The organism is Bradyrhizobium sp. HKCCYLRH3059, from assembly GCF_051168035.1.
Classification (GTDB): Bacteria; Pseudomonadota; Alphaproteobacteria; order Rhizobiales; family Xanthobacteraceae; genus Bradyrhizobium.
This window is the reverse complement of record NZ_JBNPUF010000013.1, coordinates 96,175-117,299: the sequence shown is the minus strand read 5'-3', so window position 1 is coordinate 117,299 and position 21,125 is coordinate 96,175. Positions and strand designations below refer to the sequence as shown.

Genomic DNA, 21,125 nt, shown 5'->3' with positions numbered 1-21,125 from the left:
CGGCTCTCGAGGAGCTATGCCGACCTGCGTTCCAACGACGTGCCGGCATCAGTTGCCGGACTCATCTCGCAGAGGACTGCGAGAGTTACTTCTTCTTGGCGACCTTCTTGGTCTTCTTGGCAGTCTTCTTCGCCGCGGTCTTCGCGACCTTCTTCACTGCCTTCTTCGCCTTCTTCGCTTTCTTGGCCATGTTGCCCTCCGATGTGAGATGGCTTAGTCGATGCGTGCACTCGGGAATCGAGCTGCACTCCTCATCGATACACCAACGAGTGAAAAAAAACAGCTTCCGGCTTAAGGAAGTGTTGACAGGCGCGCGCGTGTGCGGCTGACGAAACGCGCGAAGCAGCGCGTCGATCGATCAAGAAAATACAAACGTCTCCCTGCGCAAGGCCGCGATCGCAACTAATCGAGATTGCGCAAAAAGCCTGTGCTGCAAGTATTTTTCTGAACGGCTGAACAGCACGGCGCACGCGACGACGCCGGCGTGTCGGCGTGCAGACTCGCATGGTGAGAGCAACGCGCGGACTCTGAGTCGTAAATTTTGGCAATGAAAAAATTTTCATTGCACACGCCCTCGTGTGCGTTCGAACGCTCGGCAATGGTGGCTTTTTTGCGAATCGCGTGCGGCGATTCGCCGGACCGCGACGCCAAGACAAACGGCGCGCACCATGTGCGCGCCGCTGGAAACGAAGACGGGCGATCGTCGTTCAGATGCCGAGCTTGCTCTTCAGGAGATCGTTCACCGCCTGCGGGTTGGCCTTGCCGCCCGACGACTTCATCACCTGACCGACGAACCAGCCGGCGAGCTGCGGCTTGGCCTTCGCCTGCGCGACCTTGTCCGGATTGGCGGCGATGATCTCGTCGACCACCTTCTCGATCGCGCCGAGGTCGGTGACCTGCTTCATGCCGCGGCTCTCGACCAGCTCGCGGGGGTCGCCGCCCTCGCTCCAGACGATCTCGAACAGGTCCTTGGCGATCTTGCCGGAGATGGTGCCTTCGCCGATCAGCGCGACGATCGCCGCGAGCTGGGAAGCCGACACCGGCGAGGACGCGATGTCGCGGCCCTCCTTGTTGAGCCGGCCGAACAGCTCGTTGATCACCCAGTTGGCGGCGAGCTTGCCGTCGCGCGCCCGCTCGGACAGCGCCTCCAGGACGGCCTCGTAGAACGCAGCGCTCTCGCGCTCGGCCACCAGCACGGAGGCGTCATAGGGCGACAGGCCGAAATCCGCGATGAAGCGCGCCTTCTTCTGGTCCGGCAGCTCCGGCAGCGCAGCCTTCAGCTCGTCGACGAAGGCCTGGCTGAATTCGAGCGGCAGCAGGTCCGGATCCGGGAAGTAACGGTAATCGTGCGCCTCCTCCTTGGAGCGCATCGAGCGCGTCTCGCCCTTGTCGGGATCGAAGCGGCGGGTTTCCTGCTCGATCACGCCGCCGTCCTCGATGATCTCGATCTGGCGCCGCGCCTCGGCCTCGACCGCCTGGCCGATGAAATTGATCGAGTTGATGTTCTTGATCTCGCAGCGGGTGCCGAGCGGGCCGCCGGGCTTGCGCACGGAGACGTTGACGTCGGCGCGCAGGGATCCCTTTTCCATGTCGCCGTCGCAGGTGCCGAGATAGCGCATGATCGACCGCAGCTTGGTGACGTAGGCCTTGGCCTGCTCGGCATCGCGGATATCCGGCTTGGAGACGATCTCCATCAGCGCCACGCCGCAGCGGTTGAAGTCGATATAGGACAGCGACGGCGACTGGTCGTGCAGCATCTTCCCGGGATCCTGCTCGATGTGCAGGCGCTCGATGCCAACAGTGGCGGTCTTGCCGCCGTCGAGCTCGACCGTGACCTCGCCCTCGCCCACGATCGGGTCCTTGTACTGGCTGATCTGGTAGCCCTGCGGCAGGTCGGGATAGAAATAGTTCTTGCGGTCGAACACCGAGCGCAGGTTGATCTTGGCGTTCAGACCAAGCCCGGTGCGCACGGCCTGGCGCACGCACTCCTCGTTGATGACCGGCAGCATGCCCGGCATCGCCACGTCGACCAGCGAGACATGGCTGTTGGGATCGCCGCCGAACGCGGTCGAGGCGCCCGAGAACAGCTTCGACTTCGAGGTGACCTGGGCGTGGATCTCCATGCCGATCACGACCTCCCAGTCGCCGGTGGCGCCCTTCATCAGCTTGCCGCTGGTTGCCGTCATGGCCCTCAACTCCCCATCAGCGCGGAGACGATCCGCTCAAATTCGATATCCAATGCATCCTTGGCGACGGGCTGCCCGGCCTGCCGATACCAATAGGCGGCATTGCCGAGATCGCCTTCGACGCGATGCAGATGCGCGTGCGCCCACGCCGCGTCGCGGCCGGTCTCGTCCTGAATGATCTTGTGCGCCCGGTCCCAGTCGCCCTTCGCCAGCCACCACAGGCCGGTGAGCACCGGCGTCAGGCCGGCCGCGGGCGCGTCGCCCGCGAGGCTCGTCTTGAACCCGGCGACGCTTACCACCACCGGACCGGCGTGAAGCGTCCCGCCGCCTGCTCGATGACCTCGCCGAGCGAGAACAGCGTCTCCTCGTCGAACGGACGGCCGATCAGTTGCAGCCCGAGCGGCAGCCCCTGTCCGTCCTTGCCGGCCGGCACCGCGATGCCCGGCAGGCCCGCCATGTTCACCGTCACCGTGAAGATGTCGTTGAGATACATCTCGACCGGATCGGCGCCGCCCTTCTCGCCGATGCCGAACGCGGCCGACGGCGTCGCCGGCGTCAGGATCGCGTTCACGCCCCTCGCAAAGCAGTCCTCGAAATCCTTCTTGATGAGGGTGCGGACCTTCTGCGCCCGGATGTAATAGGCGTCGTAATAGCCGGCCGACAGCACATAGGTCCCGATCATGACGCGGCGCCGCACCTCGGGCCCGAAACCTTCGGCGCGGGTGTTCTCGTACAGCTCGCCGATCGACTTGCCGGGCACGCGCAGGCCGTAGCGGACGCCGTCGTAGCGGGCGAGGTTGGAGGACGCCTCCGCCGGCGCCACGATGTAATAGGCCGGCAGAGCGTATTTGGTGTGCGGCAGCGACACCTCGACGGTTTCTGCGCCGGCGGCTTCCAGCCACTTGCGACCCTCACTCCAGAGCTTCTCGATTTCGGCCGGCATGCCGTCGAGCCGATACTCCTTGGGAATGCCGATCTTCATGCCCTTCACGGACTTCCCGATCGCAGCCTCGTAGTCCGGCACGGGGATGTCGACCGAGGTCGTGTCCTTCGGGTCGTGGCCGGCCATCGAGCGCAGCAGGATGGCCGCATCGCGGGTCGAGCGCGCGATCGGCCCGGCCTGGTCGAGCGAGGAAGCGAAGGCGACGACGCCCCAGCGCGAGCAGCGGCCATAGGTCGGCTTGATGCCGACGGTGGCGGTGAACGCGGCCGGCTGGCGGATCGAGCCGCCGGTATCGGTTGCGGTCGCGCCCATGCAGAGCAGCGCCGCCACCGCCGACGCCGAGCCGCCGGACGAGCCGCCCGGCACCAGCGTGGTGTTGGAGCCCTCGCGGCGCCAGGGGTTGCCGACCGGGCCGAAGTACGAGGTCTCGTTCGACGAGCCCATCGCGAACTCGTCATTGTTGAGCTTGCCGAGCATCACCGCGCCATCGCGCCAGAGCTGCGAGGTCACTGTCGACTCGTAGGTCGGCACGAAATTACCGAGGATCTTCGAGCAGGCCGTGGTGCGGACGTCCTTGGTCGCGAACAGGTCCTTGATCCCGAGCGGAATGCCGGCCAGCGGCCCACCCTCGCCTCTATTGATCTTGGCGTCGGCGTCGCGCGCCATCGCGCGCGCCTGGTCCGGCGTCTCCATCACGAAGGCATTGAGCGCCCGCGCCTCCTCGATCGCCTTGAGATGGGCGTCGGTGAGTTCCAGCGACGTGAAGGTCTTGCTCGCGAGACCCTTGCGGGCCTCGGCGAGCGTCAGGGACGTCAAATCGGTCATTTGTTGATCGGGCTGCAGAAGAAAGGGGAAAGCGTCTTGTCGTCGGCCGCGTCGTCCGCGAAGAACTTGTTCTTCGCAGGGGGGGCTTTCTTGGTATTGGCGGCCGCTTCGAGCTGGTCGAGGATCTCGTTGACGGTCTTGTCCGGATCGGCGGCCTTGCCCTGCCGCTCCATGGCGTCGAGATAGTCCATATAGGCCTTGTAGGCCGCTTCATCGTCGCAGAGCAGGCACATGGCGTTGGCTCGCTTGTCGGTTTGAAGGAGCGGATCACGCGCGATAAGCGCGGACCTGCCCTGGCTATTCCACGACCTTCGGCACGAGAAAGAAGTTGTTCTCGGTCATGGGCGCGTTCTTGACGATGTCGTCGGCGATCTCGCCGTCAGTGACGACGTCCTGGCGCTTCTTCATCGCCATCGGTGTCACCGAGGTCATCGGCTCGACGCCCTCGACATTGACCTCCGACAGTTGCTCGACGAAGTTAAGCATCGCATTGAGCTCGCCCTGCAGATGCGGGACCTCGGCGTCAGTGACAGCGATCCGCGCCAATTGCGCGATCCGGCGGACGGTGGCGGCATCGACCGACATTATATAGGGCCTCACGGGACAAGGTGAACCCGCCCTATAGCAGAGCCCGCTTTCGCGCCGCAACCGGCAGCCTCCGGACTTTCTGGGGCAGCGCCCTGCCCGCAGCGTCAGCCCGCCATCCGCCGCAAGCGCGCCTGGGCCTGTTCGGCCAGTGTCCGCGTCAATTCGGCGGCCGGTAGCGCGCGCCCGAGCGGCAGCGCCTGCCCGGCCCAGAGATTGGTGAAATCGACCCTTCCCTGCTTCTCCGCGGCGGCCTTGAGCGGACCGAGCGCGGTGGCGGCATGCGGAAACGCCGGCGCATCCGGCGAGATCGGCCCGACCTCGCGCATCACCCGGTTGGCGACGCCGCGGGCGAGCCGGCCGGTCATCACGTTGGTGATGACGGTGGATTCGTCGTCGGCGGCGGCAAGCGCGGCGCGGGCCATCGCGCTGACCTTGGACTCGGGGCAGCGCAGAAACGCGCTGCCGATCTGCACGCCGCTGGCGCCGAGCGCGAACGCCGCGGCGATGCCGCGCGCATCGGCGATGCCGCCGGCGGCGATGACAGGCAGCTTCACCGCATCCACGATCTGCGGCACCAGCGCGAACGTACCGACCTGCTCGGCAAGCTTGTCGGTCAGGAACGTGCCGCGATGACCGCCCGCCTCCGCACCTTGCGCGATGATGACGTCGACGCCGTTCCGCTCCAGCCACACCGCCTCCCGCACCACGGTCGCGGACGCCATCACGACCGCGCCTGTCGCCTTCACGCGCGCCAACAGCGACGGCTCAGGCAGGCCGAAATGGAAGCTGATGACCTCCGGCCCCAGTTCCTCGACGACGGCGCACATCGCGGCATCGAACGGAGCGCGGTTCGCGGCCGTCACCGGAGCCGCCGGATCCACGCCATACTCCTGGTAATAGGCGCCGAGCCTCTGCTTCCATGCGGCCTCACGTGCCGCATCGGCCTCGACCGGCGTGTGGCAGAAGAAGTTCACGTTGATCGGCGCCGACACGCGCTGGCGGATGATGTTGACCTGCTCACGCGCCTTGTCCGCGGAGAGCATGGCGCAGGGCAGCGAGCCGAGCCCCCCGCCTTGCGCCACCGCGATGACGAGATCGGCATCCATCACGCCGGCCATCGGCGCGAGCACGATCGGGTGCTCGGTCTTGACGAGATCCAGGAAGCGGCGGTCGGGCCACATGGGCTGCTCCTATTGCTTGGCGAAGACGGCGGACGAGTTGCGCCGCCCTTGCAGGATCTGCGCGGCCTCATCGACGATGCGCGCGACGATCTCGGCGGCCGGCGGGATATCATGGATCAGGCCGACGGCCTCGCCGGCAATGACGGCGGCGATGTCGAAATTGCCTTCGGTCCGTGCCTTCACATAGTCCGCCGACACGTTCTCGACCTGCTGCAGCAGCTCCACCTCGCGCCCCATCCAGCGGCGCGCATGATCGTTGACCAGGCAGCGGCCGGTGAACGGCGCCGGCCAGACATTGTTGCGCGACAGATCAAAGATGATGCCGCGCACGGTCTCGCCGGATTTTGCCGCGCAGATCCGCCGCTTGGCCTCGTCGGCGCCGGCAGCCTCCCGGCTGGCATAGAAGCGCGTGCCGAGCAGCACGCCCTCCGCCCCCAGCATCAGCATCGCCGCAAGGCCGCGGCCATCGGCAAGACCGCCGGCCGCCGCCACCGGCACTCGCCCCGCGGCGAGGTCGACGATCGCCGGCACGAGATCGAGCGTGGTCCGCGACGCGCCATGGCCGCCCGCCTCGGTTCCTTGTGCAACCAGGATGTCGGCACCCGCCGCGATCGCCTGCTCGGCCATCGCCTCATCCTGCACCTGGCAAATCAGCAACGCACCAGCCTGCTTGATTGCCGGCGCGAACCGCGCAGGATCGCCGAATGACAGCATGATCGCCGCAGGCCTGGCGGCGAGCGCCACGTCGAGCAGATCGGGCTGCTTCGCCAGCGACCAGGTGATGAAGCCGATGCCGAACGGCGCAGGCAGGCCTTCAAGCCGTGCGGTCTCTTGCGCGAGCCAGGTTCGATTGCCATAGCCGCCACCGAGAATACCGAATCCCCCGGCGTCGCTGACCGCGTGCACGAGGCGCGCATCGGCAATCAGATCCATCGGCGCCAGCAGGATCGGCTGGCTGATGCCGAGCTTCTCCGTCAACGCCGTCCGCAGTGCCATGAAAGTCTCCTCAACTCTGGACGGCGACTTTAGGCGCGGCTAGCATTCTCTCAAAATGAATACTTGAGAACTCTGCCATCGCAGATTCAAAACGGAGATTGGCCGTGGAGCTGAGCGACCTCCAAACCTTTGCAGCCGTCGCGCGCAGCGGCGGCATCACCCGTGCTGCTGAGGCCCTCAACACGGTGCAGTCCAACGTGACCCAGCGGATCAAGGCGCTGGAAGGCGAGATCGGCACCGCACTGTTCGAGCGGCACAGCCGCGGCATGACCCTGACCCATGCCGGGCTGCGACTTCTGCCTTACGCCGACCGGATGGCGGCGCTGTCGCGCGAAGCGCTGCTCGCCGCGCGCGATGACGGCGAGCCGAGAGGACCGTTGACGATCGGCTCGATGGAGACGACCGCCGCCGTGCGCCTGCCGACGCTGCTCGCGGATTTTCATCGGCGCTTCCCGGCTGTCGCCCTCGGTCTGCGCACGGCGCCAACCGCCGAGCTGGTGGCCGCCGTACTCGACGGGACGCTCGAGGGCGCTTTCGTGGCCGGCCCGATCGAACATCCCGAGCTCTCGGGTATCATCGCCTTCGAGGAAGAGCTGGTGCTGGTGACGGCCCGGCGCTTTGAAAGCCTGTCAGCCTTGCGTGCGGCCACGGCTGCCTCCGGCCCGACGGCGCTGGTGTTCAGGGCCGGCTGCACCTACCGGCAGCGGCTGGAGCAGGTCTTCAACGATTTCGGCTGGCCCGCGGCCGCGCGCATCGAGCTCGGTACGCTCGACGGCATGATCGGCTGCGTTGCCGCTGGCATGGGCGTCGCGCTGCTGCCACGCGCTGTGGTGACGCGAAACGAGATGATCGGCAGCGTCAGCCTGCACACGCTCGATCCAAGTCATGGACGCGTCGAAACCCTGTTCATCCACCGCCGCGCGGCGCATCGCAGCAGCGGCCTCTCGGCCTTCATGGCCGGACTCGCCGGCCGGGACCACGACATCGCAGCCTGACGCGATTCATTCAAAGATTGTGCTGAGCATCGCCAGCGAACGGCGCATTCCATTGCGCGAAATGACGTTTTCGCGCAGGGAAAAACAGCCATTTCGACCGATGCGACTTTCGGGCGCTGTGCAGCGCACGCGCGCGAAATAGCTTTGTCTGGCCATCCTCTACTACGTTAGGATGCAGCGCTGGCCCAGCGCGAAACAGAACAAACGTCAACATGTCGGAGGAAATGCGATGCGCAACGCGTTCGTGTTGTGCTGCTCGATTGCCATGATGGGTGCGATCGGGACGGCGAATGCCCAGGACAAGACCCCGGATTGGACGAAATCGAAATGGGGCCCACAGGACGAGATCGGCGCGGCCAACTACATCACGCCGGAGCTCGTGGTCAAAGCCGCCTCGCTGGTGAAGACCGGCAAGACCTACCCGCTCGGCATGATCGTCGATTCCAAGACGCCGGCCTATCCGCCGCGTTCGTTCAAGATCACCGTGGTGCAGCCGGGCCAGGCCGGAATTCCCGGCCTCGGCCCGAACAAGGCGACCTACAATGACGACATCGTCGAAGGCTGGGTCGGCGTCGGCAGCCAGATCGACGGGCTCGGCCATCTCGGCATCGAGCACGTCTATTACAACGGCAACAAGCTGCTCGACTTCGCCGATCCGACCGGCCTGAAGAAGCTCGGCATCGAGAAGGTGCCGCCCTTGGTGGCGCGCGGCGTGCTGCTCGACATGGCGGCTTATTACAACACCGACGTGGTCAAGGAAGGCACCGCGTTCAACGTCAAGGAGATCGAGGAAGCTGCCAAGAAGCAGGGCGTCGAGATCCGCCAGGGCGACATCGTGATCTTCCACACCGGCTGGCTTGGTTTGATCGGCAAGGACGATAAGCGTTACGGCGCCGGCGAGCCCGGTCTCGGCGTCGAGGGCGCCAAATACCTGACCTCGAAGGGCGTGGTCGCGGTCGGGGCCGACAACTGGGCGGTGGAGGCGATCCCGTTCGAGTCGCCGAACCTGTTCGAGGTGCACCAGATCCTGCTCGCCATGAACGGGACCTACATCCTGGAGAACATGAACACGGCCGACCTCGCCAAGGACAAGGGCTACGAGTTCCTGTTCGTGCTGGGTCAGCCGCGCTGGCGCGGCGGCGTCCAGGGCATGATCAACCCGATCGCGATCCGTTAAGCTCCGCCGATCTCCTCGTGAGGGCATCCCGGGAGCGCCGCGTCCTCACGAGGAGTCTGGAATCGTCCTGCGAAAGCAAGCCTTGGACAAGGAGTCCGCCGCAGGCGCGCCTGGAGCGAGCCGGCCGACACAGACCTGGGACCGGTCGGTCAGTCGACCAAGCCGCCCCTATCGGACGTTAATGGAGGTAGGCGAGCAACAAGGCACTCGCCATGTCTCGCGCACGCGGGGCGAGCGCCGCGTCCGACAATTCGCCCGCAGTCCAGAAGGACAACACGCCGCGGAAACTGAAGGCGAGTTGCTCTGGAAGGCAGCACAGCGCTTGTTCTCGCCGGCTGGCCGTCAGTCCCTCTCCCTTTCCCAAGGCCAGTGCCCAGAAGGCAGTGGATCGGGAAAGCGTCTGACCGGGCGAAGCCTGGGCGGCACCCAGCCATCCCATCACGGTCCGGTTCACGTCTGGATTCTCCAACATCACCGCCACCGCCGTATCAATAGCCAATAGCACGCGTGTCTTCGTATCTCTCGATGGTGGCGCGGCGGTGTACCGCGTCTCCATGGTGTCGATCCGACGTATGGAGAGAGCCTGCATGATCGCCGCCTTGTTGCCAAACTGATTGAACGGCGTCGCGAAGCTGACCCCCGCCTCAGCGGCAAGGTCTCGCATCGAGAAATCGGCCCTGCCCTGACGGAGAAGCCGCTCTGCCGCATCGAGGACGTGCCGACGAAGCGGCTCGCCTCTCATGCCAATGGATGAATGTTCGGTCTTGCGAGGTACCATGCAATATCTATATCATGATATATATGACCTTGTCATGCGGAGTTGTACGATGGCGGCTGCCGAATCGAAGATTTTCCTCGTCACTGGCGTCAGTTCGGGCTTGGGCCGAGCGTTCGCAAAGGGCGCGCTGGCCGCCGGCCATCGGGTGATCGGGACCGTGCGAAGGGTCGGGGATGCCGAGGCTTTTGCCGCGCTTGCAGCGGGCAAGGCTCATCCTCTCGTGATCGATGTTACCGATTTCGATGCAATCCCGGCTGCTGTGGCAGAGGCCGAAAAGCAGATTGGCGCGATCGACGTCCTGGTGAACAATGCCGGCTACGGTCACGAGGGCACGCTGGAGGAGTCCTCGCTCGACGATCTGCAGCGGCAGTTCGCCGCCAACGTGTTCGGCCCTGTCGCGATGATGAAGGCCGTGTTGCCGGGGATGCGCGCGAGGCGGCGCGGCCATATCGTCAATGTGACATCCATGGGCGGCTTCATCACCATGCCCGGGATCAGCTTCTATTGCGGCAGCAAGTTCGCGCTGGAGGGCATCTCGGAGTCGCTCGGCAAGGAAGTGGCCCCCTTCGGCATCCGCGTCATTGCGCTTGCGCCCGGTCAGTTTCGTACCGATTGGGCGGGACGGTCCATGGATCGCACGCCGCGCAGCATTTCCGACTACGACGCCGTCATGGATCCGATTCGCGCCGCCCGATTGGCCAAGAGCGGAAACCAACCCGGCGATCCCGCGAAGGCCGCACAGGCATTGCTTGCCCTCGTGGAAGCCGAAAAACCGCCTGTGCGGCTGTTCCTCGGTGAGGACGCGCTGGCCCTGGTCGAGCAGAAGATCGAGGGCATGAAAGCCGAAGTGAGTGCCTGGAACAAGCTCTCGCGCTCCACCAGCTTCGCTTGATGATCCAAAGCCGGCGCATCCGGGAAAGACTGCAACGCTCGACATCTGGGCCGGTCGACTCGCGTGCGCGAGCTTCATCGGGGCGGCGAAGCGATGCACGTCCTCACCTGCTGGCCCGCCACGCACCTGCGTGTTAAGCGCATTGCCATGCCCGCCCCCATCCTCCCCCTCATCGAAGCCGCCGGCCGCTGGCCCGAGCGCGGCGCGCTCGTCGGCCTCGATCTCGGCACCAAGACCATCGGCGTCGCCGTGTCCGATCCGGACCGGCGGCTCGCCACCGGCGTCGAGACGATCCAGCGCAAGGCCTTCAAGGCCGACGCGGCGCGACTGCTGGCGATTTGCACCGAGCGCAAGGTGATCGGCTTGGTGCTGGGCCTGCCCATCAACATGGATGGCAGCGAGGGGCCGCGGGCGCAGTCGACCAGGGCGTTCGCGCGCAATCTCGCCGGCCTCACCGACCTGCCGATCGGCCTGTGGGACGAGCGGCTGTCGACGGCGGCGGTCGAGCGCGAGCTGATCGGCATGGATGTCAGCCGCGCCAGGCGCGCCGAGGTGATCGACACGCATGCGGCGATCTTCATCCTGCAGGGAGCGCTCGATCGGCTTGCGACCTTGCGCCAGTCCGGTCGCTAGCCCATGAGCCCCGTCGCCGCGGCGCTCGCGCCGGTATTCCTGCTGATCGTGGTCGGCTTCGGCCTGCGGCGCAGCCTGATCCGGCTGGATACGCAATGGCACGGGCTCGAGCGGCTGACTTATTATGTGCTGTTTCCGGCGCTGCTGATGCAGAGCCTGGTGAAGGCCGATCTCGGCAAGGTGCCGGTCGCCGGCATCGGCGGCGCCTTGTTCCTTGCGATGCTGGCGATGTCGGCGCTGTGCCTCGCGCTGCGGCCGCTGCTCACCCGCTCCGGCATCGATGGTCCGGCCTTCACCTCGATCTTCCAAGGGGCAACCCGCTGGCAGACCTACGTCGCGCTCAGCGTCGCCGGCAGCCTGTTCGGCGCGTCCGGGCTTGCGGCGGCGTCGGTGGCGATGATCGCGATCATCCCAATGGTCAACGTGTTCAGCGTCGCCGTGCTCGCCCACTACGCCTCGCCGACCCGCCGCTCGATGCGTGAGATCCTTGCCACCATCGTGCGCAATCCGCTGATCTGGGCCTGCATCGCCGGGCTCGCGCTGAACGTGGCGCATATGCCGCTGCCAAAGCTCTGGCACGATGCCGCCGATGCGCTCGGACAGGCCTCGCTGCCGATCGGCCTGCTGGTGACCGGCGCCGGCCTGCACTTCGAAGGCTTGCGCCGCGCTGGCCCGGCCGCTGCGCTCGGCGTCGTGCTCAAGCTGGTCTTGATGCCCCTCCTCGCGATCGGGCTCGCCGGATGGTTCGGCGTCACCAGCCCGAGCCTCGTCGTCGTCGCGATCTGCGCGGCGGTGCCGACCTCGCCCAGCGCCTATGTGCTGGCCAAGCAGATGGGCGGCGACGCGCCGCTGCTGGCGCAGATCATCTCGCTGCAAACGGTGCTGGCGGCGCTGACCATGCCGCTCGCGATCGCCTGGGCGAGCTGAACGCGTCCGTTCAGGAAGAACCGCTGGCCAGCCACATGGTCTGCACCGTGGCGGCGAGGTTGTTGAGGCCGTGCAGCACCATGGTCAGATAGGTGGAGTGGGTTCGAGAGCGCAGATAGCCGAACCACACGCCGAGGGAAAACACGTTGAGGAGGGCGAACCAGTCGTACTGCAGATGCAGCACGGTCCACAGCAAGGACGACAGCACGATGGCGCCGGGCACGCGCAGGAAGGAGTCCGACCAGCCGCGGTAGAGAAAGCCACGCGCCATCAGCTCTTCCGACACCGGCGCGGCGACGCAGAAGGCGATGACCAGCAGCCAGACCACGCCGTCGCCTCTGGCGGTCTTCATGATGTCCACCATGAAGCTCGCCGACTTCTCTTCGCGTCCCGTCAGCTGCGCCGCCAGCTCCCAGCATCCCAGGATCACGACCATCCCGACAACGCCAAAGACGAAATTCTTCCAGCCGGTCCAGCGCAGGCCGAGATAGTCGACGAACGACATGCGGGTGTGGCGGACGGCAAAATAGATCGGGATCAAAATGGCCGGAACGCCCATGATCGCCGACAGCGAGACCGTGAGCGACCGGCTCGCGATCTGGATCATGGCCAACTGAAACGCGGCCATGCTGTCGATTGGACCCTCATGGCGCAGCAGGAAATAGACGATCGGAGTCAGCTGGCCGATGAAGAACACGACGATGATGAGGAGGCCCCACAGCAAGGTGCGCCAGAAGCCGAGCGTGCGCGGCTGATGCTGCGCCGGAACGACCTGCTGCGGCGGGTTGCCCGGATCGAGCGAATCCATCACGGCGGCTTCGGGAGTGTCGGTCAAGGCAGCGCGCGCTCCAGCAAGCTACGGATGTCTGAGCGATCGAGATCGACCGCGCCATACATGCTCGGGTGCACATTGGCGAGCCGCGTGGCGGCGAACAGCTCCGCACGAGCGGGCATAACGAGGTTGAGCGCGGCGGCGGCTGCGAGCAGCGCCAGCTTCTCGACTGCGAGGCGCGCGACGCGCTCGGAATCCGGCCGGCGGAAGCTGGTCTCGATGAAGGCGAGCGACTCCGCCGCGCCGGGCAACCCGCTGGTCTCTGCTTTGAGATGCATCAGGACGTGCGCGGCCGCCTCCGCCTCGCGCGCCAGCGCCCGCAGCACGTCCAGGCACATGACGTTGCCCGAGCCTTCCCAGATCGCATTGACCGGCGACTCCCGGAAATGGCGGGCGAGGATGCCGTCCTCGACATAGCCGTTGCCGCCCAGGCATTCCATCGCCTCATACAGGAACGGCGGCGCGCTCTTGCAGACCCAGTATTTGATCGCCGGCGTCAGCAGCCGCACGTAGTTCGCCTCCCGCGGCGACAGAGGCGCGCGATCGAACGCCTGACACAGCCGCATCACCAGCGCCACCGTCGCCTCGACATGGAGAGCCATGTCGGCGAGCACCGCCTGCATCAGCGGCTGGTCGGCGAGATGCTTCTGGAACACGCTGCGATGGCGCGCATGATGCAGCGCGTGCGCGAGCCCCGAGCGCATCAGGCCGGCAGACGAGATCGCGCAATCCTGCCGCGTCAGTTGCACCATCTGGATGATGGTGCTGATGCCCCTGCCCTCGTCGCCGACCCGCTCGGCATAGCTGCCTGCGAACTCCACCTCCGACGAGGCATTGGAGCGGTTGCCGAGCTTGTCCTTCAAGCGCTGGAACTGGATCGCGTTCACCGAGCCATCCGGCTTGAAGCGCGGCATGAAGAAGCAGGTCAGGCCGGCATCGGCCTGCGCCAGCACCAGGAAGGCGTCGCACATCGGCGCTGACATGAACCATTTGTGCCCCGTGATGCGATAGCCATCGGTCGTACGCTCAGCGCGCGTCAGGTTGGCGCGCACGTCGGTCCCGCCCTGCTTCTCGGTCATCCCCATGCCGAGTGTCATGCCGCGTTTTTGCCACCACGGCGCAAACGCCGGATCGTAGTCATCGGTCGCGATGACCGGCATCGCTCTTGCCAGCAGATCAGGCTGGGCGGCCAGCGCCGCCACCGAGGCCCGCGTCATGGTGATCGGGCAGAGATGGCCGCTCTCGACCTGCGAGGCGATATAGAACTTCGCGGCGCGCACCACCTCCGAGCAGCCGCCGACGGGCTGGCCTTCTGCCGTCCATGTCGAATTGTGCAGGCCGGCTGCGGCCGAGCGCGTCATCATCGCATGGTAGGCCGGATGAAATTCGACGACGTCTCGCCGAAAGCCCTTGGCGTCGAAGCTGCGCAGCTTCGGCGTGTTCTCGTTGGCGAGCCGGCCCTGCTCGGCCATCGCAGCCGAGCCCCATAGCTTGCCGAAAGCTGTCAGCTCCTGCTCGGCCCCGGCACCATCATTGGCCTTCAAGGCATCCATCAAGGGCCGGTCAGCCGTGAACAGGTTGACGTCCTCGAACGGCGGCGACTGGTTGAAGACCTCATGGGTCGCGAAGGAAGACTGCGTCATGGCCGTGCCCTACAGAGATCGATCATCGGCGCGGCCGAATGGGAAAAACATAAGTCGTCGCGCCAGCGCCCGGCAGCGAAAAGTGCCACCACTCCTTGGCATAGTTCACAAAACCTTGCCGCGCCATCACCGCGACCAGTTCGTTGCGCCAGCGGCGCTGCTCCGGTGTCAGGTTCTGCGCGGCGGTATGAGCCTTCACGTCGGAACAATCGTAGCCGGTTCCCATGTCGACGCTGCCCTCGGGCGCGCGTAGCGCTGCGGGCGCGGTGCAGTCCGCGTAGTCCTTGGCCGGGTCGAACGCCGCGGAATTGTCGGCCGCGAGCTCGACCAGCGTGAGATCGAGCGCCGCACCGGTCGAATGGCTCGAACGCACGGCGATGTAGCCGAGACGGAACAGGTCCTGCTTGGCAATGCGCGGACTGTAGCGGCGGCCGGCCGTGGTCTCGACGCCGTCCTGCGACCAGGCCAGCATCTCTGCGACCGCACGCACCGGCCGGTAGCAGTCGAGCATCTTCAGCGACAGGCCGCGCGGCCGCAGCTCGGCCTGAGCCGCCTGCAGCCGCCGCGCCACGTCACGCGTCACGACGCATTCGGCCGCCTCGTAGCCCGGCAAGGGTCGGCCGACGAAATTGTTGCTGCCGGCATAACGGATGTCCTGGAGGATCGTCGGGTCGATGTCGCGGAGATAGACGAAATCGAACGGCAACGCGGCCGCGCCGGCCGGCACGATCGCCGCCAGCAGGATCAGGGCGTATCGGAGCGGACCTCTTCCGGCGATGGCCCGCCAGTCCCCGGTTTGGAGCCCCCCGAGAGGCTCGGAAGACGGAACGGGGGAAAACTCGGAACCCCGGCTTTCGGCCTTGCCCCCCATGGAAACCGCGCCTATAGCTCTGGCTTTAATGGCAACCTCTCCGAAATCGACTTTCGTCCTCGGGCACCGGCATTTGCTGGGAATCGAGGGCCTTTCCGCCCACGACATCACCGGCCTCCTCGATCTGTCCGAGGAGTATGTCGAACTGAATCGTCAGGTCGACAAGAAGCGCACCGTGCTGCGCGGCCGCACCCAGGTCAACCTGTTCTTCGAGGCCTCGACGCGGACCCAGTCGTCGTTCGAGATCGCTGGCAAGCGGCTCGGCGCCGACGTCATGAACATGTCGGTGTCGTCCTCGTCCATGCGCAAGGGCGAGACCCTGATGGACACCGCGGTCACCCTGAACGCGATGCATCCGGACATCCTGGTCGTCCGTCACCACGCCTCTGGCGCGGTGGAGCTGCTGGCGCGCAAGGTCGACGGCTCCGTGATCAATGCCGGTGACGGCGCGCATGAGCATCCGACCCAGGCGCTGCTCGATGCGCTGACCATCCGCCGCAACAAGGGCCGCATCGAGGGGCTGGTCATCGCGATCTGCGGCGACGTGCTGCACTCGCGCGTCGCGCGCTCCAACATCCTCTTGCTCAACACCATGGGCGCCCGCGTCCGCATCGTCGCGCCCTCCACTTTGCTGCCGCCGGGCATCGAGCGCATGGGCGTCGAGGTCGCGCGCGACATGCGCGAAGGGCTCAACGGTGCCGACATCGTCATGATGCTGCGGCTGCAGCGCGAGCGCATGAACGGCTCGTTCGTGCCGTCCTCGTCGGAATATTTCCAGTATTTCGGGCTCGACCAGAAGAAGCTCGCCTACGCCAAGCCCGACGCGCTGGTCATGCATCCGGGACCGATGAACCGCGGCGTCGAGATCGAGTCCATCGTCGCCGACGGTGCGCAATCGCTGATCCGGGAGCAGGTCGAAATGGGCGTGGCCGTGCGCATGGCCGTGCTCGAGGCTCTGGCCCGCAACCTGCCCAACGCGTGATACAGAAGTCGGGACCAAACGCCATGCTGACCGACCGCCGCCCGATCCTGCTCGCCAATGCGCGCGTCATCGATCCCTCCCGCGACTTCGACGGCCCCGGCGACGTGCTGATCGCCGACGGCGTGATCCGCGACCTCAAGCGCGGCATCGGCGCCGCGGGCGTGCCCGAGGGCACCGATGTCGTCAACTGCGCAGGCAAGATCGTGGCCCCCGGCCTGATCGACATGTGCGCCTTCGTCGGCGAGCCCGGCCTCGGCCATCGCGAGACCTTTGCCAGCGCCAGTCAGGCGGCGGCGACCGGCGGCATCACCACCATCATCTGCCAGCCCGGCACCGAGCCGGTGATCGACAATTCGGCGACCGTCGACTTCGTGCTGCGCCGCGCCCGCGACACCGCGATCGTCAACATCCAGCCGATGGCGGCGCTGACCAAGGGCCTGCGCGGCGAGGAGATGACCGAGATCGGGCTGTTGCGCGCCGCCGGCGCCGTCGCCTTCTCCAACGGCCACACCAGCGTGATGAACGCGCAGGTGATGCGCCGCGCACTGACCTATGCGCGGGATTTCGACGCCCTGATCGTGCATCACACCGAAGATCCCAATCTCGTCGGCGAAGGCGTCATGAACGAAGGCGAGTTCGCCTCGCGGCTCGGCCTCTACGGCATCCCGCCCGCAGCGGAAGCCGTCGTGCTCGAACGCGACATGCGCCTGGTGGCGCTCAGCAAGGGCCGCTACCACGCGGCCGCGCTGAGCTCGATCGACTCGCTCGACATTCTCAGGCGCGCGCGCGAAGCCGGCCTCACCGTGAGCGCGTCGGTCTCGATCAACCACGTGACGCTGAACGAGAACGACATCGGCCCCTACCGCACCTTCCTGAAGCTGACGCCGCCGCTGCGCACCGAGGCCGACCGCCGCGCATTGGTCGAAGCGCTGGCCTCGGGCCTCATCGACGTCATCATGTCGGACCACACGCCGCAGGACGTCGAGGTCAAGCGGCTGCCGTTCGCGGAGGCTGCGAGCGGCGCGGTCGGGCTCGAGACCATGCTGCCGGCGGCGTTGCGGCTCGTGCACAATGGCGAGCTGAGCTGGACGACCCTGATCCGCGCCATGTCGACGCGGCCCGCCGAGCTGCTCGGCCTGCCCGGCGGCAGCTTGCGGGCAGGCGCGCCGGCCGACATCATCGTGATCGATCCGGACGTGCCCTGGATCCTCGATCCGGCCGACCTCAAATCGCTGTGCAAGAACACGCCGTTCGACGAAGCCCGCTTCACCGGCCGCGTGGTCCGCACCATCGTCGGCGGCCGCACCGTGTTCGAACATGTCTGACGCAAGGCGAAGCTTGGAAGGAGTGGTGTGATGGGTTCCGAAGCCTTCCTGCCGGTCGCTCTCATCATCGGCTATCTCCTGGGGTCGATCCCGTTCGGCCTGATCCTGACCAAGCTGGCCGGCACGCAGGATCTGCGCAGCATCGGCTCCGGCAATATCGGCGCCACCAACGTGCTGCGCACCGGACGCAAGGGGCTCGCGGCAGCAACCCTGCTCGGCGACGCGCTGAAGGGTACGGCGGCGGTCATCATCTCGGGCTATCTCGGCGGCCCGAATGCCGCGATGATCGCGGGCCTCGGCGCCTTCCTCGGTCACTTGTTCCCGGTGTGGCTGAAGTTCCGCGGCGGCAAAGGTGTCGCCGTTTACATCGGTATTTTGATCGGTCTGTTCTGGCCGGGCGCGATCTTCTTCTGCCTGGTCTGGCTCGCCACCGCATTCGCGCTCCGCTACTCATCACTCGCGGCACTCGTCGCCAGCGTGCTGACACCCATCGTGTTGTGGGCATTCGGCCACACCGCGCTGGCGGCCCTGTTCGGCCTGCTCACACTGTTGCTCATTTACATGCATCGCGAAAACATCAAGCGATTGCAGTTGGGCACCGAGAGCAAGATCGGGGCGAAGAAGTAGTCGCTCCGGACAAATACGGAGCAAATACGGAAAACCTGTGTTGCGCCCTGATTTCACAGCGGCTGCGCAGCAACACCGGCGATTCATCAGCTCATAAGTTAACGCGGGACTCTGGCGTGAATCATGATTGCCTGTCATGATTCCTGCATGTGGTTACGCAAGACCAACTCCAGCGTTTCGTCGGCCACGCACGATGACCGTACTGATCAGGCTCCGGCGCAGCAGAAGGCGGCCCCGGCCCGGTCGAACGCCAGCCTGCTGCTATCGGCCGCTGAGATCTGGTCGACCGGCATCACGGCCGCTGCAGAACCGGCGCAGACGCCCGAGACGCCTGCCGGGCCGGTCATGTCGGACGTCGCGCTCCCCGCCGAAATATCCGAGCCCAGCCCTGCGCCGGAACGAGCCGATGGCGCGCCGGCGGTCGCCGAGATGATCATGGCGGCCACGAGCACGCCCGTGATCAGCGAGACCAAGACCGCAGAGGCGCCCGAGCGAACGCTCGCGGAGACGATCGCAACGGTTAAGCTGCCGCCGCCGCCCCGGACATGGCCGCCGCGCAAGCTGTCGCTGGCCCTGCAGGGCGGCGGAACGTTCTCGGCCTTCACCTGGGGCGTGCTCGATCGCCTGCTCGAGGAACCCGGTTGCGACTTCGACACCATCAGCGGCGCCAGCGCCGGTGCGGTCAACGCCGCGCTGCTCGCGAGCGGGCTCGCCAAGGGCGGCCGCGACGAGGCGCGCAACCGGCTCGCTTTGTTCTGGACCCGGCTGATGGAGGAGGCGTCGTTCCGATCGCTGCTGGTGATCGGCGCGTACTCGCCGGCGAGCAGCTCGGTGTCATTCGGTGCGGGGCTGCGCGGCGGACGCGCCGACCCGCTCGATCTCGATCCGCTCCGCGACATCCTCCGCGAGACGATCGATTTCGACGCCGTGCAGGGCCCGGCCGCGCCCCGCCTGCTGGTTGCGGCGACCCGGGCTCGTGACGGCCTGCCGCAGATCTTCCGCAATGCCGGCATCACGCCGGATGCACTGCTCGCCTCCACCTGTCCCGCGCAACTGCACGCCGCTGTCGACATCGAGGGCGAAGCGTATTGGGACGGCGGCTACGTCACCAATCCGCCGCTGATCCAGATCGCGCATGAGTCCAGCGCCGCCGACCTGCTGGTCGTTCAGGTCACGCCCGCGCGCGACGGCCATGTCCCGATGACCTCGGCCGCGATCGATCGCCGCCTCGACCAGATCGCCGGCAATGCGGTCCTGAACGCCGAACTCGCGGCGCTCGAATGGGCGCGCAGCGACGGCCTGCATCCGCCGCGCGTCCATCGGCTTGCGGCCGAGGACGAGATCGAAGCCCTGGCACAGCGCGATGCGACCGATCTCGGCAGCGACTTCGTCGAGCTGCTGTACCAGCGCGGACGCGATGCAGCCGAGCGCTGGCTGCGCGAAGCTCCGGTCGGCACCACGCCAGCCATCCAGGGCGATCAGCCGGTGCTATCGTCTCCGGTGTCCGAGTCCGAGGATGTGCGCGACGTCGCGCCGGCGTAGCGCGCCCTCTTCCCTGCGTCCTCGGGTTGCTCCATTCTAGTCCCCGGTAAAGGGGGCTTTGCGTGGATGCCATCAACACGACGATCGAGCTGAGCGACACCGAGCGGCGCGACCGGCTGCGCCTGATCCGGTCCGACAATGTCGGCCCGCGCACCTTCCGCTCGCTGCTCGACCATTTCGGCACCGCGCGCGTAGCGCTCGACCGGCTGCCCGATCTGGCACGCCGCGGCGGCGCGGCCGGAGCCGGCCGGATCTGCACGGTCGGCGAAGCCGAGGCCGAACTCGAAGCCTGCAAACGGCAAGGCGTCGAACTGCGGGCGCCGGACGAAGACGGCTATCCGCCCCGCCTCGCCACCTGCGAGGATGCTCCTCCGCTGCTCGCGGTGCGTGGCGCCCGCGAGACGTTGATGCGCCCGATGATCGCCATCGTCGGCTCGCGCAACGCCTCCGCCGCCGGGCTGAAATTTGCCGGCCAGATCGCCCATGAGCTCGGCCAGGCCGGCTTCGTCGTCATCTCCGGCCTCGCCCGCGGCATCGATCAGGCTGCGCATCGCGCGAGCCTCGGCAGCGGCACGGTCGCGGTGCTCGCCGGCGGCCATGACCGGATCTATCCTCCGGAGCACGTCGACCTGCTCGGCGCCATCGTCAGTGGCAGCGGCGCCGCAATCTCCGAGATGCCGCTCGGACACGAGCCGCGCGCCCGCGACTTTCCCCGCCGCAACCGGCTGATATCAGGCGCTTCGCTCGGCGTCGTCGTCGTCGAGGCCGCGCATCGATCGGGCTCGCTGATCACGGCGCGCATGGCCGGCGAACAGGGCCGCGAGGTCTTCGCCGTCCCGGGCTCGCCGCTCGATCCCCGCTGCGCGGGCACCAATGATCTCATCAAGCAGGGCGCGGCGCTCGTCACCGAAGCCGCAGACATCATCCAGGCCGTCGGCCCGATCATGGAGCGGCCGCTGCCCTTTTCGCTGCGCGAGCCGGAGGAGGAGTTGTTCGCCCCCGATCCCGAAAGCCACGACCGCGCGCAGATCACAGCCCTGCTCGGCCCGACCCCGGTTTCGATCGACGACCTGATCCGGATCAGCGGCCTGTCACCCGCCGTGCTGCGCATGGTGCTGCTTGAGCTCGAGCTGGCCGGCCGCCTGGAGCGCCACGGCGGCGGGATGGTGTCGCTGACCTGAC

Annotated in this window: 21 protein-coding genes; 10 read left to right on the top strand and 11 right to left on the bottom strand. The window is 66.6% G+C overall.

The annotated features are described in order from the left end of the window. Positions 1 to 707: 707 nt before the first annotated feature. From gatB to ACQR13_RS30520, 7 genes are all read right to left on the bottom strand, one after another. Complete coding sequence (gene gatB / locus ACQR13_RS30550) at positions 708 to 2,186, bottom strand: Asp-tRNA(Asn)/Glu-tRNA(Gln) amidotransferase subunit GatB (RefSeq protein WP_315752953.1); 1,479 nt, start codon at positions 2,184 to 2,186, stop codon at positions 708 to 710. Between the two features lie 5 nt (positions 2,187 to 2,191). Continuing rightward, positions 2,192 to 2,488 carry a hypothetical protein gene (locus ACQR13_RS30545; RefSeq protein ID WP_315752954.1) on the bottom strand — a complete coding sequence of 99 codons (297 nt, stop codon included), beginning with the start codon at positions 2,486 to 2,488 and terminating at the stop codon, positions 2,192 to 2,194. After that, positions 2,479 to 3,954: an Asp-tRNA(Asn)/Glu-tRNA(Gln) amidotransferase subunit GatA gene (gene gatA / locus ACQR13_RS30540; RefSeq protein WP_315752955.1), complete on the bottom strand. Its 1,476-nt coding sequence runs from the start codon at positions 3,952 to 3,954 to the stop codon at positions 2,479 to 2,481. The genes ACQR13_RS30545 and gatA overlap by 10 nt, the downstream gene beginning before the upstream one ends. After that, the gene (locus ACQR13_RS30535; RefSeq protein WP_315752956.1) at positions 3,951 to 4,187 is read right to left on the bottom strand and encodes a hypothetical protein; all 237 of its coding nucleotides are present in this window, start codon (positions 4,185 to 4,187) and stop codon (positions 3,951 to 3,953) included. The genes gatA and ACQR13_RS30535 overlap by 4 nt, the downstream gene beginning before the upstream one ends. 64 nt (positions 4,188 to 4,251) lie before the next feature. Beyond that, positions 4,252 to 4,539, bottom strand: coding sequence for an Asp-tRNA(Asn)/Glu-tRNA(Gln) amidotransferase subunit GatC (gatC, locus tag ACQR13_RS30530; RefSeq protein ID WP_315711367.1), 288 nt, complete (start codon positions 4,537 to 4,539; stop codon positions 4,252 to 4,254). Positions 4,540 to 4,646: 107 nt separating this feature from the next. Further along, a complete protein-coding gene (locus ACQR13_RS30525; RefSeq protein WP_315752957.1) occupies positions 4,647 to 5,723 on the bottom strand; it encodes an NAD(P)H-dependent flavin oxidoreductase in 1,077 nt (358 codons plus the stop codon). 9 nt (positions 5,724 to 5,732) lie between these two features. After that, on the bottom strand, positions 5,733 to 6,719 hold the full coding sequence (locus tag ACQR13_RS30520; RefSeq protein WP_315752958.1) for an NAD(P)H-dependent flavin oxidoreductase: 987 nt from the start codon (positions 6,717 to 6,719) through the stop codon (positions 5,733 to 5,735). Positions 6,720 to 6,823: 104 nt separating this feature from the next. Here ACQR13_RS30520 and ACQR13_RS30515 point away from each other — a divergent pair, with 104 nt between their 5' ends. Together ACQR13_RS30515 and ACQR13_RS30510 are read left to right on the top strand one after the other, a co-directional pair. Continuing rightward, positions 6,824 to 7,714, top strand: coding sequence for a LysR substrate-binding domain-containing protein (locus ACQR13_RS30515; RefSeq protein WP_434863518.1), 891 nt, complete (start codon positions 6,824 to 6,826; stop codon positions 7,712 to 7,714). Positions 7,715 to 7,943: 229 nt separating this feature from the next. Continuing rightward, on the top strand, positions 7,944 to 8,891 hold the full coding sequence (locus ACQR13_RS30510) for a cyclase family protein (protein WP_315711362.1): 948 nt from the start codon (positions 7,944 to 7,946) through the stop codon (positions 8,889 to 8,891). 178 nt (positions 8,892 to 9,069) lie between these two features. Here the strand turns inward: ACQR13_RS30510 and ACQR13_RS30505 are convergent, their stop codons facing one another. Next, the gene (locus ACQR13_RS30505; protein ID WP_315752961.1) at positions 9,070 to 9,669 is read right to left on the bottom strand and encodes a TetR/AcrR family transcriptional regulator; all 600 of its coding nucleotides are present in this window, start codon (positions 9,667 to 9,669) and stop codon (positions 9,070 to 9,072) included. Between the two features lie 49 nt (positions 9,670 to 9,718). Between ACQR13_RS30505 and ACQR13_RS30500 the strand changes: the two genes are divergently transcribed. From ACQR13_RS30500 to ACQR13_RS30490, 3 genes are all read left to right on the top strand, one after another. Continuing rightward, entirely contained in the window at positions 9,719 to 10,561 is an 843-nt protein-coding gene (locus ACQR13_RS30500) for an oxidoreductase (protein WP_315711360.1), read from the top strand. A 147-nt stretch (positions 10,562 to 10,708) separates the two neighbouring features. Beyond that, a complete protein-coding gene (gene ruvX, locus ACQR13_RS30495; protein WP_316165136.1) occupies positions 10,709 to 11,194 on the top strand; it encodes a Holliday junction resolvase RuvX in 486 nt (161 codons plus the stop codon). A 3-nt stretch (positions 11,195 to 11,197) separates the two neighbouring features. Further along, positions 11,198 to 12,121 (top strand): AEC family transporter, encoded by a 924-nt coding sequence (locus ACQR13_RS30490; protein WP_316202697.1) that lies wholly within the window; start codon positions 11,198 to 11,200, stop codon positions 12,119 to 12,121. A 10-nt stretch (positions 12,122 to 12,131) separates the two neighbouring features. On the opposite strand, the gene ACQR13_RS30485 is transcribed toward ACQR13_RS30490, so the two are convergent. Genes ACQR13_RS30485 through ACQR13_RS30475 form a run of 3 tightly spaced genes read right to left on the bottom strand, consistent with a single transcriptional unit; the run spans position 12,132 to position 15,344 of the window. Then, complete coding sequence (locus tag ACQR13_RS30485) at positions 12,132 to 12,956, bottom strand: CPBP family intramembrane glutamic endopeptidase (protein ID WP_434863517.1); 825 nt, start codon at positions 12,954 to 12,956, stop codon at positions 12,132 to 12,134. Next, positions 12,953 to 14,596 (bottom strand): acyl-CoA dehydrogenase family protein, encoded by a 1,644-nt coding sequence (locus ACQR13_RS30480; protein WP_316202699.1) that lies wholly within the window; start codon positions 14,594 to 14,596, stop codon positions 12,953 to 12,955. The genes ACQR13_RS30485 and ACQR13_RS30480 overlap by 4 nt, the downstream gene beginning before the upstream one ends. Before the next feature lie 22 nt (positions 14,597 to 14,618). Continuing rightward, positions 14,619 to 15,344 carry a M15 family metallopeptidase gene (locus ACQR13_RS30475; protein WP_434863526.1) on the bottom strand — a complete coding sequence of 242 codons (726 nt, stop codon included), beginning with the start codon at positions 15,342 to 15,344 and terminating at the stop codon, positions 14,619 to 14,621. A 151-nt stretch (positions 15,345 to 15,495) separates the two neighbouring features. On the opposite strand from ACQR13_RS30475, the gene ACQR13_RS30470 reads away from it, so the two are divergent. The 5 genes from ACQR13_RS30470 (at position 15,496) to dprA (ending at position 21,124) form a co-directional block, all read left to right on the top strand. Continuing rightward, positions 15,496 to 16,449: an aspartate carbamoyltransferase catalytic subunit gene (locus tag ACQR13_RS30470; protein WP_315740287.1), complete on the top strand. Its 954-nt coding sequence runs from the start codon at positions 15,496 to 15,498 to the stop codon at positions 16,447 to 16,449. Positions 16,450 to 16,472: 23 nt separating this feature from the next. Beyond that, positions 16,473 to 17,774: a dihydroorotase gene (locus ACQR13_RS30465; RefSeq protein WP_315711353.1), complete on the top strand. Its 1,302-nt coding sequence runs from the start codon at positions 16,473 to 16,475 to the stop codon at positions 17,772 to 17,774. A gap of 30 nt (positions 17,775 to 17,804) precedes the next feature. Then, on the top strand, positions 17,805 to 18,401 hold the full coding sequence (gene plsY / locus ACQR13_RS30460; RefSeq protein WP_434844107.1) for a glycerol-3-phosphate 1-O-acyltransferase PlsY: 597 nt from the start codon (positions 17,805 to 17,807) through the stop codon (positions 18,399 to 18,401). Between the two features lie 147 nt (positions 18,402 to 18,548). Beyond that, entirely contained in the window at positions 18,549 to 19,943 is a 1,395-nt protein-coding gene (locus ACQR13_RS30455) for a patatin-like phospholipase family protein (RefSeq protein WP_434844108.1), read from the top strand. Positions 19,944 to 20,005: 62 nt separating this feature from the next. Then, complete coding sequence (gene dprA / locus ACQR13_RS30450; protein WP_434844109.1) at positions 20,006 to 21,124, top strand: DNA-processing protein DprA; 1,119 nt, start codon at positions 20,006 to 20,008, stop codon at positions 21,122 to 21,124. Position 21,125: the final 1 nt, after the last annotated feature.

Excerpts from the sequence above, each read along its gene's own strand:
- ruvX (WP_316165136.1), top strand. The coding sequence starts at position 10,709 with ATGCCCGCCCCCATCCTCCCCCTCATCGAAGCCGCCGGCCGCTGGCCC.
- ACQR13_RS30505 (WP_315752961.1), bottom strand. The coding sequence starts at position 9,669 with ATGGTACCTCGCAAGACCGAACATTCATCCATTGGCATGAGAGGCGAG.
- gatC (WP_315711367.1), bottom strand. The coding sequence starts at position 4,539 with ATGTCGGTCGATGCCGCCACCGTCCGCCGGATCGCGCAATTGGCGCGG.
- ACQR13_RS30465 (WP_315711353.1), top strand. The coding sequence starts at position 16,473 with ATGCTGACCGACCGCCGCCCGATCCTGCTCGCCAATGCGCGCGTCATC.
- ACQR13_RS30500 (WP_315711360.1), top strand. The coding sequence starts at position 9,719 with ATGGCGGCTGCCGAATCGAAGATTTTCCTCGTCACTGGCGTCAGTTCG.
- ACQR13_RS30480 (WP_316202699.1), bottom strand. The coding sequence starts at position 14,596 with ATGACGCAGTCTTCCTTCGCGACCCATGAGGTCTTCAACCAGTCGCCG.
- ACQR13_RS30510 (WP_315711362.1), top strand. The coding sequence starts at position 7,944 with ATGCGCAACGCGTTCGTGTTGTGCTGCTCGATTGCCATGATGGGTGCG.
- plsY (WP_434844107.1), top strand. The coding sequence starts at position 17,805 with ATGGGTTCCGAAGCCTTCCTGCCGGTCGCTCTCATCATCGGCTATCTC.
- ACQR13_RS30520 (WP_315752958.1), bottom strand. The coding sequence starts at position 6,719 with ATGGCACTGCGGACGGCGTTGACGGAGAAGCTCGGCATCAGCCAGCCG.
- ACQR13_RS30535 (WP_315752956.1), bottom strand. The coding sequence starts at position 4,187 with ATGTGCCTGCTCTGCGACGATGAAGCGGCCTACAAGGCCTATATGGAC.
- ACQR13_RS30525 (WP_315752957.1), bottom strand. The coding sequence starts at position 5,723 with ATGTGGCCCGACCGCCGCTTCCTGGATCTCGTCAAGACCGAGCACCCG.
- gatB (WP_315752953.1), bottom strand. The coding sequence starts at position 2,186 with ATGACGGCAACCAGCGGCAAGCTGATGAAGGGCGCCACCGGCGACTGG.
- ACQR13_RS30455 (WP_434844108.1), top strand. The coding sequence starts at position 18,549 with ATGTGGTTACGCAAGACCAACTCCAGCGTTTCGTCGGCCACGCACGAT.
- ACQR13_RS30470 (WP_315740287.1), top strand. The coding sequence starts at position 15,496 with ATGGCAACCTCTCCGAAATCGACTTTCGTCCTCGGGCACCGGCATTTG.
- ACQR13_RS30490 (WP_316202697.1), top strand. The coding sequence starts at position 11,198 with ATGAGCCCCGTCGCCGCGGCGCTCGCGCCGGTATTCCTGCTGATCGTG.
- gatA (WP_315752955.1), bottom strand. The coding sequence starts at position 3,954 with ATGACCGATTTGACGTCCCTGACGCTCGCCGAGGCCCGCAAGGGTCTC.